The 13,249-nt window shown below is 68.9% G+C and carries 12 protein-coding genes and 2 tRNA genes; 2 read left to right on the top strand and 12 right to left on the bottom strand.

The annotated features are described in order from the left end of the window. Nucleotides 1–13: 13 nt before the first annotated feature. From clpX to ABXJ56_RS13240, 6 genes are all read right to left on the bottom strand, one after another. Entirely contained in the window at nucleotides 14–1,282 is a 1,269-nt protein-coding gene (gene clpX, locus ABXJ56_RS13265; RefSeq protein WP_354000212.1) for an ATP-dependent Clp protease ATP-binding subunit ClpX, read from the bottom strand. 150 nt (nucleotides 1,283–1,432) lie between these two features. Continuing rightward, entirely contained in the window at nucleotides 1,433–2,098 is a 666-nt protein-coding gene (locus ABXJ56_RS13260; protein WP_354000211.1) for an ATP-dependent Clp protease proteolytic subunit, read from the bottom strand. A gap of 32 nt (nucleotides 2,099–2,130) precedes the next feature. Beyond that, nucleotides 2,131–2,718 (bottom strand): ATP-dependent Clp protease proteolytic subunit, encoded by a 588-nt coding sequence (locus tag ABXJ56_RS13255; RefSeq protein ID WP_354000210.1) that lies wholly within the window; start codon nucleotides 2,716–2,718, stop codon nucleotides 2,131–2,133. Nucleotides 2,719–2,887: 169 nt separating this feature from the next. Then, the gene (gene tig / locus ABXJ56_RS13250; protein WP_354000209.1) at nucleotides 2,888–4,369 is read right to left on the bottom strand and encodes a trigger factor; all 1,482 of its coding nucleotides are present in this window, start codon (nucleotides 4,367–4,369) and stop codon (nucleotides 2,888–2,890) included. 280 nt (nucleotides 4,370–4,649) lie between these two features. Continuing rightward, nucleotides 4,650–5,693, bottom strand: a complete 1,044-nt coding sequence (locus ABXJ56_RS13245; protein ID WP_354000208.1) for an isopenicillin N synthase family dioxygenase — start codon at nucleotides 5,691–5,693, stop codon at nucleotides 4,650–4,652. Nucleotides 5,694–5,834: 141 nt separating this feature from the next. After that, a tRNA-Pro gene (locus ABXJ56_RS13240) sits at nucleotides 5,835–5,911 on the bottom strand. 154 nt (nucleotides 5,912–6,065) lie between these two features. Between ABXJ56_RS13240 and ABXJ56_RS13235 the strand changes: the two genes are divergently transcribed. Then, nucleotides 6,066–6,139 (top strand) — tRNA-Gly (locus tag ABXJ56_RS13235). A gap of 5 nt (nucleotides 6,140–6,144) precedes the next feature. Here ABXJ56_RS13235 and ABXJ56_RS13230 read toward each other — a convergent pair. After that, the gene (locus ABXJ56_RS13230; RefSeq protein WP_354000207.1) at nucleotides 6,145–6,690 is read right to left on the bottom strand and encodes a gamma carbonic anhydrase family protein; all 546 of its coding nucleotides are present in this window, start codon (nucleotides 6,688–6,690) and stop codon (nucleotides 6,145–6,147) included. A gap of 9 nt (nucleotides 6,691–6,699) precedes the next feature. Continuing rightward, nucleotides 6,700–8,844 (bottom strand): acyltransferase family protein, encoded by a 2,145-nt coding sequence (locus tag ABXJ56_RS13225; protein WP_354000206.1) that lies wholly within the window; start codon nucleotides 8,842–8,844, stop codon nucleotides 6,700–6,702. 178 nt (nucleotides 8,845–9,022) lie between these two features. Here ABXJ56_RS13225 and ABXJ56_RS13220 point away from each other — a divergent pair, with 178 nt between their 5' ends. Continuing rightward, nucleotides 9,023–9,508, top strand: a complete 486-nt coding sequence (locus ABXJ56_RS13220; protein ID WP_354000205.1) for a Dps family protein — start codon at nucleotides 9,023–9,025, stop codon at nucleotides 9,506–9,508. Here ABXJ56_RS13220 and ABXJ56_RS13215 read toward each other — a convergent pair whose 3' ends face one another. From ABXJ56_RS13215 to ABXJ56_RS13200, 4 genes are read right to left on the bottom strand one after another with little or no spacing between them, the layout of a single operon-like run. Beyond that, complete coding sequence (locus ABXJ56_RS13215; RefSeq protein ID WP_354000204.1) at nucleotides 9,509–11,011, bottom strand: amidohydrolase; 1,503 nt, start codon at nucleotides 11,009–11,011, stop codon at nucleotides 9,509–9,511. Then, complete coding sequence (locus ABXJ56_RS13210; RefSeq protein WP_354000203.1) at nucleotides 11,008–11,649, bottom strand: FMN-binding negative transcriptional regulator; 642 nt, start codon at nucleotides 11,647–11,649, stop codon at nucleotides 11,008–11,010. The genes ABXJ56_RS13215 and ABXJ56_RS13210 overlap by 4 nt, the downstream gene beginning before the upstream one ends. Nucleotides 11,650–11,675: 26 nt before the next feature. Then, complete coding sequence (locus ABXJ56_RS13205) at nucleotides 11,676–12,674, bottom strand: Fpg/Nei family DNA glycosylase (protein ID WP_354000202.1); 999 nt, start codon at nucleotides 12,672–12,674, stop codon at nucleotides 11,676–11,678. 5 nt (nucleotides 12,675–12,679) lie between these two features. Beyond that, on the bottom strand, nucleotides 12,680–13,225 hold the full coding sequence (locus ABXJ56_RS13200; protein ID WP_354000201.1) for a ribose-5-phosphate isomerase: 546 nt from the start codon (nucleotides 13,223–13,225) through the stop codon (nucleotides 12,680–12,682). Between the last annotated feature and the right edge of the window lie 24 nt (nucleotides 13,226–13,249).

Here is a 13,249-nt window from a genome sequence, read left to right as displayed (position 1 = left end):
ACCTCGGACAGCGTCAGGCGCTCTTGCGCTTCTCGCGGAGGACGAGGGTCGGGGCGGCGCCCTCTTCGACGGAGGCGCGCGTGACGACGACCTTGTCGACGTCGTCGGTCGACGGGATCTCGAACATGATCGGTCCGAGGACGTCTTCCAGGATCGCTCGCAGGCCGCGCGCTCCGGTCTTCCGCGCGACGGCGAGTTCGGCGATCGCCTCGAGAGCGCCGATGTCGAACTCCAGAGCTACGTCATCGAGTTCGAACATCCGCTGATACTGCTTCACGAGCGCGTTCTTCGGCTCCGTGAGGATCTCCATGAGTGCCTCGCGGTCCAAGGGCGACACCGACGCGACGACGGGCAGGCGCCCGATGAACTCGGGGATCAGGCCGAACTTGTGAAGGTCCTCGGGCAGCACGTCACTGAACAGATCGAGGTCGTCGCCCTTGCTGTGCAACGGCGCACCGAAGCCCACCCCGTGCTTGCCGACCCGGGAGGAGATGATCTCCTCGAGCCCGGCGAAGGCCCCGGCCACGATGAAGAGCACGTTCGTCGTGTCGATCTGGATGAACTCCTGGTGCGGGTGCTTTCGGCCGCCTTGCGGCGGGACCGAGGCGACCGTGCCCTCGAGGATCTTCAGGAGGGCCTGCTGCACGCCCTCGCCCGAGACATCGCGTGTGATGGACGGGTTCTCCGCCTTGCGCGCGATCTTGTCGACCTCGTCGATGTAGATGATGCCCGTCTCGGCGCGCTTGGTGTCGAAGTCCGCCGCCTGCAGGAGCTTCAGCAGAATGTTCTCGACGTCCTCCCCGACATAGCCGGCCTCGGTGAGCGCGGTCGCATCCGCCACCGCGAACGGGACGTTCAGGCGCTTTGCGAGTGTCTGCGCCAGGTAGGTCTTGCCGCACCCGGTGGGACCGAGCAGCAGGATGTTGCTCTTGGCGATCTCGATCTCGTCGGCGCGCTGTTCAGCCGACTGGATGGTGCCGCGGGCCCGCACGCGCTTGTAGTGGTTGTACACGGCGACGGACAGAGCGCGCTTCGCATCGCGCTGACCGATGACGTACTCCTCCAGGAAGGAGAAGATCTCGCGCGGCTTCGGCAGATCGAAGTCGGCGACCTCCCCGTCGGAGGACTCCGCCATGCGCTCTTCGATGATCTCGTTGCACAGCTCGACGCACTCGTCGCAGATGTACACGCCGGGACCGGCGATCAGCTGCTGCACCTGCTTCTGGCTCTTGCCGCAGAAGGAGCATTTGAAGAGGTCGGCGCTCTCACCGATGCGTGCCATCAGGCTCCTCCAGTCGTATCCGGTCAGATCCGGGCGGTGCTCCGAGCCTAACCTGTGGCGGCGACGTGCGACGGGATTTGGGTCGCGCGGTGTCGCGGGGCCCAAGACGACGGCGGCCCGGTCCGAGGACCAGGCCGCCGTCGCGCACGATCAGGACGTCAGCGCGGGCGTCGTCCGCTTGCGCGTGGTCAGAACCTGATCGACGATGCCGTACTCCAGCGCCTCGTTCGCCGAGAGGATCTTGTCGCGATCGATGTCCTTGTTGATCTTCGCGACGTCGTTCCCGGTGTGCCGGGCCATCGTCTCTTCGAGCCAGGTGCGCATGCGGAGGATCTCCTGCGCCTGGATCTCGATGTCGGAGGCCTGGCCGTGACCCGCTTCGCCCATCGCGGGCTGGTGCATCAGGATGCGGGCGTTCGGGAGGGCGAGGCGCTTGCCCGGCGCACCTGCCGCGAGGAGCACGGAAGCGGCGGAGGCGGCCTGACCGAGGACGACGGTGGAGATCTGAGGAGAGACGTACTGCATCGTGTCGTAGATCGCCGTCATCGCGGTGAACGAGCCACCGGGCGAGTTGATGTACATGACGATGTCGCGTTCGGGGTCCTGGGACTCGAGGACGAGCAGCTGGGCCATCACGTCGTCCGCCGAGGCGTCGTCGACCTGGACGCCGAGGAAGATCACACGGTCCTCGAACAGCTTGTTGTACGGGTCCTGGCGCTTGTACCCGTAGGCGGTGCGCTCCTCGAACTGGGGAAGGATGTAGCGGCTGTGGGGCAGGGAAATGCCCTGCGGGATGCCGGCGGTGGGCGTGTTCATGTGCGTGTAGGTTCCTTTCGCCTTCGCATCCATCACTTGGCGTCGGTTCCGCCGCCGCCGGCGACGTCCGCCGCGTGCTCGCGGATGTGATCCACGAACCCGTACTCCAACGCCTCGGTCGCGGTGAACCAGCGGTCGCGGTCGCCGTCCTCGTTGATCTGCTCGACGCTCTTCCCGGTCTGCGCCGCCGTGATCTGGGCGAGGGTGTTCTTCATCGACACGATCAGCTGCGCCTGCGTCTGGATGTCGCTCGACGTGCCGCCGAACCCGCCGTGCGGCTGGTGGAGGAGCACGCGCGCATTCGGGGTGATGTAGCGCTTGCCCTTCGTGCCGCTGGTCAGCAGCAACTGCCCCATCGAGGCGGCCATGCCGATCCCGACGGTCACGATGTCGTTGGGGACGAACTGCATGGTGTCGTAGATGGCCATTCCCGCCGTGATGGACCCGCCGGGCGAATTGATGTAGAGGTAGATGTCCCGCTCGGGGTCCTCCGCGGCGAGCAGGAGGATCTTCGCGCAGATCTCATTCGCGTTCTCGTCGCGCACCTCCGAGCCGAGCCAGATGATGCGGTCCTTCAGCAGTCTGTCGAAGACGCTCGTTGCCATAAGGGGTTCGGGCATGTGTGCTCCTCTTCCGGTGATCTGCAACGAATCTACCGGCGCGCTCCGAGGCGGGATGCCGTGTTCGCCGCGGGCGGATCGGGCGTGTCCGTACCGCCTCGGACGTCGTGGATCCCCTCTGGAAACGACGAAGGGGCGGATGCCGCAGCACCCGCCCCTTCGGTCGTGATCACTCGCTCTCGGCGGCCTTCTTCTTCGCCGGCGCCTTCTTGGCCGCGGGCTTCTTCGCGGGGGCCTTCTTCGCGGGGGCCTCGTCGGCGGGCGCCTCCTCGGCGGCTGCTTCCTCGGCCTCGATGACGGCATCGGCGTCGGCCGCGGCATCCGCGATCTCCTCCGCCTCCGAGACCACGTCCTCTTCGGCCTGCTCGTCGTCCTCGACGGCGACGAAGCCGCTGAGGTCGACGCTCTTGCCGTTCGTGTCGACGACGGTCACCTTGCCGAGGGCGACGGCGAGGGCCTTGTTCCGGGCCACCTCACCGACCATGGCCGGCAGCTGGTTGCCCTGCTGGAGGGCGTTGACGAACTCCTGCGGAGCCATGCCGTACTGCGCAGCGGACTGCACGAGGTACTGCGTGAGCTCCTCCTGCGAGACCTGCACCTGGAAGGTCTCGGCGACCTTGTCCAGGAGCATCTGCGTCTTGAACTGCTTCTCGCTCGCTTCGGTCACCTCGGCGCGGTGCTCGTCGTCCTCCAGACGGTTCTCGCCTTCGAGGTGGTTGTGCACCTCGTCTTCGATGAGCTGCGGCGGCACGGGGATCTCGACGTTGGCGAGGAGGTGCTCGATGAGCTTGTCGCGCGCGGCGGAGCCCTGGGTGAAGACGGACTGCTGGCTCACGCGCTCGACCAGGCTCTCGCGCAGCTCCGCGATGGTGTCGAACTCGGAGGCGATCTGGGCGAAGTCGTCGTCCGCCTCGGGGAGCTCGCGCTCCTTGACGGCCTTGACCGATACGGAGACCTCGGCCTCTTCCCCGGCGTGGTCACCGCCCACCAGCTTTGAACGGAACGTGGTGTCCTCGCCCGCGGTCAGGGAGTCGATCGCCTCGTCGATGCCCTCGAGCAGCTCACCGGAGCCGAGCTCGTAGGAGACGCCGTCGGCCCGGTCGATCTCGTTGCCGTCGATCGTGGCGACGAGGTCGAGCTCGACGAAGTCGCCCTTCGCGGCGGGGCGGTCCACGGTCACCAGGGTGCCGAAGCGAGCGCGCAGGCGGTCCATCTCCTCGTCGACGGCGGCCTCGTCGACCTCGACGGCGTCGACCTCAAGGGTCGTGCCCTCGAGCGCCGGCAGCTCGAAGTCGGGGCGCACGTCGACCTCGACCTCGACGGTGAGGTCGCCGGAGAAGTCCTTGTCGCTCGGCCACTCGGTGACCTCGGCGCTGGGGCGACCCAGGACGCGCAGCTCGTTGGCGGTCACCGCCTCGCGGTAGAAGCCGTCGAGCCCTTCGCTGACGGCGTGCTCGAGGACGGCGGTGCGGCCGATGCGCTGGTCGATGATCGGCGCGGGCACCTTGCCCTTGCGGAAGCCGGGGATCTGCACGTCCTGCGCGATGTGCTCGTACGCGTGCGTGATGCTCGGACGAAGCTCGTCCGGGGTGACCGTGATGTGCAGCTTGACCCGGGTCGGGGTCAGCTTCTCGACGGTGCTGTTGACCATGCCTGTTCGTTCTCCTCGTATCGGACCGCGCGCGTGCGCGGCGTGGGAAGGTCTGTTCGCGGGATCTGCGGGGCCAGCAGGGGCGACAGGATCGAAGCCTGCGACCTCCCGCGTTCCGACCGCAGGTGCAGACGGATGCGGGGTCCTGGGCTCGCGCGGAACTCCATGCCGGAGCGAGGAGCGCGACGAGGGCCGTCGGAAAGTCTATCCGATACAGTCCAAACGGCCCGAGCCCACCTCGAGGACGGGCGCGGGGCAGGGCGCCGGGCGGTCGGATGGATCAGCGTCTGCTGGCCAGGACGCGCGCCGACTCGCGCACGGCGGAGTCGTTGCTGATTCCGGCCCGTGACCCCGCGAGCTTCGCGGTGATGTGCTCGCCGACCGTGATCGGCGTGTACAGATCAGGGTGCGCGTCGTCGATGCAGGACGGCAGTGTGCGGATCTCGGCGTCGACGTCGCCGTCGTGGAAGAACGCCGCGGACCGCCGGCGCTCGATCGTTCCCCCGACGATGGGCGGCTTCACGCGGTGGAGGGTCGACATCCACCGCTCGTTGGTCCAGCGCGCGGTCACGTCGCCCAGGTTCACCAGGAGCGCCCCCTCCGCGGGCTGGACGTCGTTCCAGGCGCCATCCGTTCCCAGCACCTGCAGGCCCGCCACGGCGTCGGCCCACAGGATCGTGACGATGCCGTAGTCGGTGTGCTCGCCCATGCCGATCAGGTCGCCGTCCAGCGTGACGTCGGTTCCCGCGGGCAGGGCGTAGTTGTTCATCCGCATGACGTCGAGCGAGTGTCCGGTGTGGGCGGCGAAGAAGTCGGGCACCAGGCCCAGCGCGTCGGCGAAGATCCGGGTCATCGTGCGGGCCACGCGAGCGGCCTCCCCGAAGTAGACGCTCACCTGATCCTCGAATCCGGCCACGTCCGGCCAGACGTTCGGGGCGTAGTCCGGCTGCGGCAGGGGTGCGGCATCCGGGTAGGTGTCGTCGCCGGCTCCGACGTTGAACGCCTCGAAGAAGTCGTTCATCCGGGTGGCCGACTCGACTCCGAGGGAGAGGCTGAGGGATTCGGACTTCGGCGGGCTGTATCCGCGGTTGATCTGCGACGGGGTCCGGAAGGTCTTCTTGCGCTCGAGGTCGAGGGCGAAGAAGCGATCCATCGCATCGGTGAGTCCGGAGATCGCCGCATCGGGGATGCCGTGCCCCACGATCTGGATGAATCCGACGGTGCGGCACGCGTCGTCGATCCGACGCGCGACCTCTGCGCGATCGGCGGGCGGGCCGTTCTCCACGTACGCGGAGATGTCGACGGTGGGAACAGTGAACGTCATGCGAAACCCCTCAGGCGAGGCCGCCGCGGCGGCCGTGATGGTGAGCAGCCGCTTCACGCTTTCCCGGCGCGGGCGCGCCTCGCTTTCATGAGCGTCGACGGTCAGGCTAGGCCATGCGCATTTCGAGAAGATGACGAGAACTGGTCGGGGCGACAGGATTTGAACCTGCGGCCTCCCGCTCCCAAAGCGGGCGCTCTACCAAGCTGAGCTACGCCCCGGCGGGTCGGCACGTGTGCGTGCGCCTGGCGACCCCGTGCAGTCTATCCGACAGGCGGCGTGCACCCTCGGCGGTTCGAAGTCGGGCGCGCGGTGACGTAGACTGTCGACGGCCGCACAGCCCCCTCGCGGGGCATGCGCGACAATTCAAAATGCGGGGCTGTAGCTTAGTGGTAAAGCCTCTGTCTTCCAAACAGATGATGCGAGTTCGATTCTCGTCAGCCCCTCCACCTTTTCACCCCTCGGCGCCTCTGAGCGCATCGACGTGCGTGACGACGTGCCCGCGATAGGTCTGCGCGTTGCGGCGGATCGCGGCCTGCTCCTCTGCGGTGAGGGAGCGTCGGACCTTCGCCGGAACGCCCGCGACGAGCGAACCGGGCGGGATGACCGTCCCCTCCAGCACGACGGCGCCCGCCGCGACCAGACTCCCGCGTCCGATGCGAGCCCCCGACAGGATGACGCTTCCCATACCGACCAGGGAGGCGTCCTCGATCGTGCACCCGTGGACGACGGCATTGTGGCCGACCGACACGTCGTCCCCGATGACGACGGGATGGCCGGGGTCCACGTGCACCGAGACGTTGTCCTGCAGGTTCGAACCCCTGCCGACGATGATCGTGTCACCGTCGGCGCGGAGGACGGCGTTGAACCACACGCTCGCGCCTTCGCGGAGCGTCACTCCCCCGATGACGCGTGCGCCGTCCGCGACGAAGACGGTCTCGTGGAGGTCGGGCGTATGTCCGGAGAGGGCGCGAACGGAGGCATCGGGAGCGATGGTCATGACCGAACCCTACGGCGCGCGAGTCCGGAGCGCCCCCTCGATCGCCTCTGAGTACTGCGGGGCGAGCGAATCGGCGAAGGTGACCGTGAGGTGATCCTGATCGCGGTAGATGTTCGCTCCGCCGACGACGGGCCAGCACACGTCGTCGTCGCAGAAGGCCTCGGTGGCGTCGATCAGCGTGACACCGTCGAGACCCTCCGCCGCCTGCCTCAGCGGGTCGTCCGCGACGAGCACATCCGTCCGGGGCGCATCGCATTCCGCGACGTCGCGGGTGCGCAGGCACTTGTTCGGGTCGGTGGGCCACACCGGGTTGTCCACGACGGTCACCACCGGTACGTCGCGCGCGAGCATCCGCCCCCACGCCTCGCGATACCCGGCGACGGCGGCATCCGCGGCGGACGCGAAGCCGGCGGAAGAGTACGGCGTGGTCGCGAGCGCGGCGGTGAACACGACATCGAGATCGGCATCCGCCATCGCCGACTCCACACCTCCACGCCACTCGGTGCACGCGGCGCCGAACGCGCCGGGCGTGGACAGCGGGGTGTCATTCCACGGGCACGCGCCCTTGAACCACGTGGTGAGATGCCAGCCGCGCTCGTCGGCGAGCCGCTGGAACGTCGGCAGAAGCTGATACGCGTGAGAATCCCCCACCAGGGCGATCCGGGGTGCGTCCGGCGCGTCGGAGCCGAACTCGCACGATACGGGGCGCGCATCGTTCAGCTGCACGAAGCACTGTGCGTCCTCCGGACGATCGACCCCGGCGAACCCGGGCGCCGGCAGGATCTGGGCGCCGAAGTCGACTCCGGCGCACGCGGGATCGAGCGCGGACGCGGCGCCGAAGCACTCGGGCGGGTCTGCGCGGAGCTGCTCGATCGCCTGGACGCCATCCCGATAGGCGGGCGCGTTCACCGCCCACGCCGCTCCGGCCGTCACAGCGACGAGAACCATCGCGACGAGCGACGCCCACAGGGTCACACGGGGCGGCCGCGATGTCAGCACCTTCCACCCGCGCACGGGGTCCTCCACAAAACGCTTGGTCAGCCAAGCCAGAACGAAGCAGAGCGCCAGCAGCGCGAGACGGTGCCAGATCGTCAGGCCCCAGAACGGGACGGAGGGTGCGATGACGATCAGCGGCCAGTGCCAGAGGTAGAGCGAGTAGGAGATGTCTCCGACGAACTGCGCGGGGCGGAGGGACAGCACACGCGTGGGGTACCACCAGCGCTCGGTGCGCGATGCCGCGATGACCGCAGCGGCGGCGAGAGTGGGGACGGCGGCCATGTAGCCAGGGAAGGGCGTCTGCGCGTCGAAGCGGAAGGTGACGACGGCGAGGGTGAGGATTCCCGCCCACCCGAGGACGAAGCTCGCGGCGGCATTGCGGATCCGCAGCATCGGCACCAGGGCGATCAACGCACCGATCCCGAACTGCCACATGCGGCCGAAGGTGACGAAATAGGCGGGCGCGGGCTCGGCGAGCGTCAGCCAGACGTTGAAGACGAACGAGAGCACCGTCACGATGCCGATCACCGTGAGCACGGCGCGACGCCGGGCGCCGCCGAACCACCGGACGCCCATCCAGGCGGCGAGGAGCAGCAGGAGCGGCCAGAGCACGTAGAACTGCTCCTCGAGCGACAGCGTCCAGTAGTGCTGGACCGTCGTGGGGTCGCCGGCGTTGTTGAGGTAATCGGCGGATGTGAGCGCCAGGTACCAGTTCTGCACGTAGAACGTCGACGCGATGATCTCGCGGATCTCCGCGGGGAGCGCTGAAGTAGGCGTGAGGTACGGCGACGCGGCGACCGCTGCGCACACGAAGAGGACCAGGAGCGACGCGGGAAGGAGGCGTCGCGCGCGACGTGCCCAGAACTGGCCGAGCCGGACGGTCCCGGTGGCGGTGAGCTCTCGCATGAGGTGCGCGGTGATGAGGAAGCCCGAGATGACGAAGAACACGTCCACGCCGACGTAGCCGCCCGGGAAGCGTCCCGGCCAGAAGTGATAGAGCACGACGCAGAGCACCGCGATGGCCCGCAGGCCCTGAACGTGCGGCAGGAATCCGCCGGGTTCGGCATGTTCGGGGGAACGATCCGTCGGCTGGCGGGTGACGACACGGGCGGGGGCGCCGAGATTCTTGGGCCCGAATCGATGATCGGCGGAAGGCACGAGAAGACGCTAACCCGTCCGACCCGCTCCGCGCTCAGCGCCTCGCCGTCGGGCCGGGGGCGCGGCATGCGCCCGGTAAGCGTTGGCTTGGCTTCCTTGCGGAATGTCTGGCGCTGAGTAGCGTTTTCCTCCTGAGGCCCCGGCGTGCACCGGGCCCATCGATATGGAGGCGAACCACATGAGCAACACGCAGACCACCCCCGCGACCGCCGCCGACCCGACCGCCGCGTCTGCCGCCGCGCAGTTCCTGTCCCCCGTCGTCCTCGGACTGCAGGCGCTCGGCGTCAACGGCAAGCAGGCGCACTGGAACGTGCGCGGCGCGAACTTCATCGCGATCCACGAACTGCTCGACACGATCGTCTCGAACGCGCAGGCCGGGGCCGACAGCGCCGCGGAGCGCATCGTGGCCCTCGGCCTGCCGATCGACGCACGGGCGACCACGGTCGCGGAGAAGTCGGCCCCGACCGCTGTCGCCGCCGGTTTCGCTCCGTGGCAGGACACGGTCCGCGCGATCATCAGCGACATGGATGTCGTCATCGCCGACCTCAAGGCGGCTATCGAGGGCCTCGACGAGTTCGATCTCACCAGCCAGGACATCGCCATCGCGATCATGCAGTCCATCGAGAAGGACCGCTGGTTCCTCTTCGCGCACGTCGCGGAGTGATCATCCCACGTGCGTGAGGCGCCCTCCCAGGAGGGTGGCCGACACACGCATCGCCCGGAGATCCCGCTCGTCCGCGCCGATCGGGTCGGTGTCGCAGAGCGCCAGGTCCGCTCGCGCTCCCGGCTCGATCCGCTGCGGATCCTGGGAGCCGCCGTGGGTCGATGCTGCGAGCGCGGTGAACGGGTTGACACGTTCGTGTCCCTGCCACGGGGCGCGGTCGCCGCGCGTGCGATGCACGGCGGCGGCGATAGCCGCCCACGGATCGAGCGCCGCAACCGGGGCATCCGATCCGAACAGCAGGTTCGCCCCCGCGTCCGCCAGAGTGCGCAACGGATACGGCTGCGCGGTCTGCGTCGCCCACAGGGCGTCGGTCATGTCCCGATCATCGAGCGCGTGTTCAGGCTGCACGCTGGCGCCGACGCCGAGTCGGGCGAATCGCGGGATGTCGGCGTGAGCCACCAACTGCGCGTGCTCGATGGTCCCCCAGGCGCCCGTGGATGCGAACGCGTCGAGCGCGTGGGAGTTGGCGACATCTCCGATGGCGTGGATCGCGCACGCGATGCCCGCTCCCGCCGCGCGCGTCATGAGGTCCGTCAGCCGCGCGGGCTCGACGGTGAGCGCCCCGCGGTCCTCGACCGTGCCCGGGTACGGGTGCGAGCATGCCGCCGTCCGCGTTCCCAGAGACCCGTCGGTGATCACCTTCAGCGGACCGACGCGCGCGAGGTCGGATCCTCCCCCGCGCGCGGGGTCTCCGCTGCGCAGCCCCTCCGCGATCGCCCGATCGAGCCAGTCCGGGTAGATCCCGAACTCGATCCGGAGCGCATCGAAGCCGGAGAGAGTCCGGCGCGCCCAGGATTCCTCGTTCCACGCCATGTCGAGGTCCACGATCCCGACGACTCCACGCGCCGCGGCGCGGCGGGCCATGTCCGACACGAGGCGGTCGGCCTCGACCGGATCGACGGCGTTGAGACGACGTGAGATCTCGAACGCGGGCTCTTCGCGCAGGATCCCGTCGTCCGTCGGCGCGATCCCTTCACGACGGAAGGCCGCGGAGTTCAGCCAGACACTGTGGACGTCGGCGTTGATCAGATAGGTCGGAGCGTCGCCCGCGGCGTCCAGGAGGGCCCGCGTGGGCCGGTCGCTCCAGAGGGCGTCGCGGAAGCCGGTCCCGACGCGCCGCCCGTCGGGGAGGACCGGCGCGCGACCCATGATGTCCGCTGCGCTGTGCGCAGACGACGCCGCCGCGAGGTCGGTGCGCCTCGCGACCAGAGCCCACTGGGTCACGTGCACGTGGTGATCCCAGAGCCCGGGGATCAGGAAGCGTCCTGCGCCGTCCACGACCTCCCCCCTCCGCGGGAGCGCGCCGGCCGGGGCGATGTCGACGATGCGTCCGTGCGCGAGGTGCACGTCGACGAGATCGTCGTCGAACGGATCGGTCCGTTCGGGAGCGCGGAGGCGCACATCCGCCACGACGCGCGGCTGGTCGCCGATACCGTGGGTCACCGCGCGGCCTTCCGCGTGTCCAGGTCGCGTCGCATCTCCGCGGGGAGGCGGGGATCGGAGTATGCGCCGTCTCCCGATGCGAGCGCGGTGATGATGGTGTCGACGACGTCATCGGGGCGGTTCTGGCTCAGCTTCCGTTTCGCCGCGACGCGCGTGGGTGTCAGGCGGAAGCCGACGGTGCCGCGCTCGAGCCGCCGGACGAAGTCCTCGTCGTTCGGAGCGGACCACAGCCGGCGGCTGTCCGGGCCCTCGCCCTCGAAGCGGTCGACGAGACGGTCCAACACCACGAGGTTCTCCTCCGCCGAGAGCAGCTCCGGCACGCCGCTCAGATGAACGGCGATGAAATTCCAAGTGGGAACGGCCGGGCCCTTGCCGTACCACCGGGGCGAGATGTACCCGTGCGGGCCCTGGAAGATGACCAGGAGCTCGCCCGAGCCGAGGTCGTGGATCTGCTCATCCGGTCTCCCGACGTGTCCGACGATGGTGAGATCGGACCGGCTGTCGTCCAGGAGCACCGCGTAGTGCGATGCCACGAGGCCGGAGTCTCCGGCGCTGACGATCGTCGCCCACGGGTTCGCCTCGATGATGCGGCGGATCTCGACGAGGTCGGTCATCGCGAAGGACGGGTTCTGACGCATTCCCTCAGCCTACGAGCCCGGAACGATCACGCCTGGCAGGACGGGCACCAGTAGAGCTTCCGCCCCGCGGCCTCTTCCATGACGATGTTCGTCCCGCAGACACGGCACGGGAGGCCGGCGCGGTGGTACACCCAGTGCCGGTCGTCGCGGTGCGCCATCGCCCGGCGGTAGTCCTCCGGCGACAGGTCGTCCATCGTCATCATCTGCCCCGTCTCCACCCCGATCGCAAGGAGCCCCACCCAGTCGCGCCACAGCTCCCGGAGGAGCTCGATCGGCACGTCGCGCCCGGGTGTGTGCGGGTTGAGGCGCGCACGGAAGAGGAGCTCGGCGCGGTAGACGTTTCCGATGCCGCTGACGACGGCCTGATCCATGAGGAGCAGGCCGATCGCGGTGGGCTTGCGGGCCGTGACGGCGACGAACCGCTCTTCGCCGTCGGCGGGATCGCCGACGAGCGGGTCCGGGCCGAGCTTCGCGATCGAGGCGACGACCTCGTCCGGCGTCTGGACCTGACAGGCCGTCGGGCCCCGCAGGTCCGCACACGTCCGCTCCGTGAGGAGGCGCAACCGGACCTGACCGACCACGGGCGGAGGGAAGTCGGGATCCTCATCGGGCAGGCCTGTGGTCTGCTCCGACATCCTCACGTGCACGCGGGCGCGCCGTGGAGCGCCGATGGAGGAGAGGGAGTTCTCGCCGGCCGCGTCGAGAATCGTGGCGTCCGCCGGGACTCCCCGCTGGTTGGTCTGCCCCATGCGGCCGTTGGCCGCGGCGATGGTGGGGTCGGCGTCGATCTCGCCCGCGAAGTCCCATGCGCCGTACATCCCGAGGTGGACCCGGAGCCAGACGTCATCCGAGAACTCGGCGAACATCTGCTTGCCCACCGCGCGCACCGCCAGCATGCGCCGCCCGTCGATCAGGGCCGCGCCCTCGACGAAGCGGCCCTGAGGACTCGAGGCCGACACCGTCTGGTCGACGAAGTTGCGTGCGAACTGGCGTGCGATGCGGTGGACCGAGTGCCCCTCCGGCATCCGCGTCAGCCCGCCTCGGGATCGAACGAGCTGTTCGGTGCGTCGAGGACGTCCGGTGCCTGCTCGCCCGCACGCGGGTCGGGGGCGAGCGAGCCGTCCGTCTCGTACGCGGCGAGCTGCCCGATGCGCCGGGCGTGACGCTCTTCGCCCGAGAACGGTGTGGCGATGAACGTGTCGATGAAAGAGGCGGCTTCGGCGAAACTGTGCTGACGGGCGCCGATCGCGATCACGTTGGCGTCGTTGTGCTCGCGGGCGAGTTCGGCGGTCGAGAGGTTCCAGGCGAGCGCTGCGCGGACGCCGCGCACCTTGTTCGCCGCGATCTGCTCGCCGTTGCCCGATCCTCCGAAGACGACACCGAGAGCCGGGACGCCCGACTCCTGGTCGCGCACGACGGCCTGGGCGGCCCGGATGCAGAAGGCGGGGTAGTCGTCGAGCGGGTCGTAGTCCAGCGGACCGTGGTCGATGACTTCGTGGCCCTGCTCGGCGAGGTGGTGCTGCAGCTGGGTGGAGAACTCCAACCCGGCGTGATCGGTGGCGATGTGGATACGCATGGGCCTCATCCTAGAGAGCGAATG

This window comes from Microbacterium aurantiacum, assembly GCF_040532595.1.
In the GTDB taxonomy this organism is placed as follows: domain Bacteria; phylum Actinomycetota; class Actinomycetes; order Actinomycetales; family Microbacteriaceae; genus Microbacterium; species Microbacterium chocolatum_B.
The sequence above is the reverse complement of the archived record's forward strand: the minus strand, read 5'-3'. Positions and strand labels throughout refer to the sequence as shown.

Coding starts and splice junctions, on each gene's coding strand:
- clpX (WP_354000212.1), bottom strand. CDS start 1,282: ATGGCACGCATCGGTGAGAGCGCCGACCTCTTCAAATGCTCCTTCTGC.
- ABXJ56_RS13205 (WP_354000202.1), bottom strand. CDS start 12,674: ATGCCGGAGGGGCACTCGGTCCACCGCATCGCACGCCAGTTCGCACGC.
- ABXJ56_RS13230 (WP_354000207.1), bottom strand. CDS start 6,690: ATGACCATCGCTCCCGATGCCTCCGTTCGCGCCCTCTCCGGACATACG.
- tig (WP_354000209.1), bottom strand. CDS start 4,369: ATGGTCAACAGCACCGTCGAGAAGCTGACCCCGACCCGGGTCAAGCTG.
- ABXJ56_RS13260 (WP_354000211.1), bottom strand. CDS start 2,098: ATGAACACGCCCACCGCCGGCATCCCGCAGGGCATTTCCCTGCCCCAC.
- ABXJ56_RS13255 (WP_354000210.1), bottom strand. CDS start 2,718: ATGCCCGAACCCCTTATGGCAACGAGCGTCTTCGACAGACTGCTGAAG.
- ABXJ56_RS13245 (WP_354000208.1), bottom strand. CDS start 5,693: ATGACGTTCACTGTTCCCACCGTCGACATCTCCGCGTACGTGGAGAAC.
- ABXJ56_RS13220 (WP_354000205.1), top strand. CDS start 9,023: ATGAGCAACACGCAGACCACCCCCGCGACCGCCGCCGACCCGACCGCC.
- ABXJ56_RS13200 (WP_354000201.1), bottom strand. CDS start 13,225: ATGCGTATCCACATCGCCACCGATCACGCCGGGTTGGAGTTCTCCACC.
- ABXJ56_RS13210 (WP_354000203.1), bottom strand. CDS start 11,649: ATGCGTCAGAACCCGTCCTTCGCGATGACCGACCTCGTCGAGATCCGC.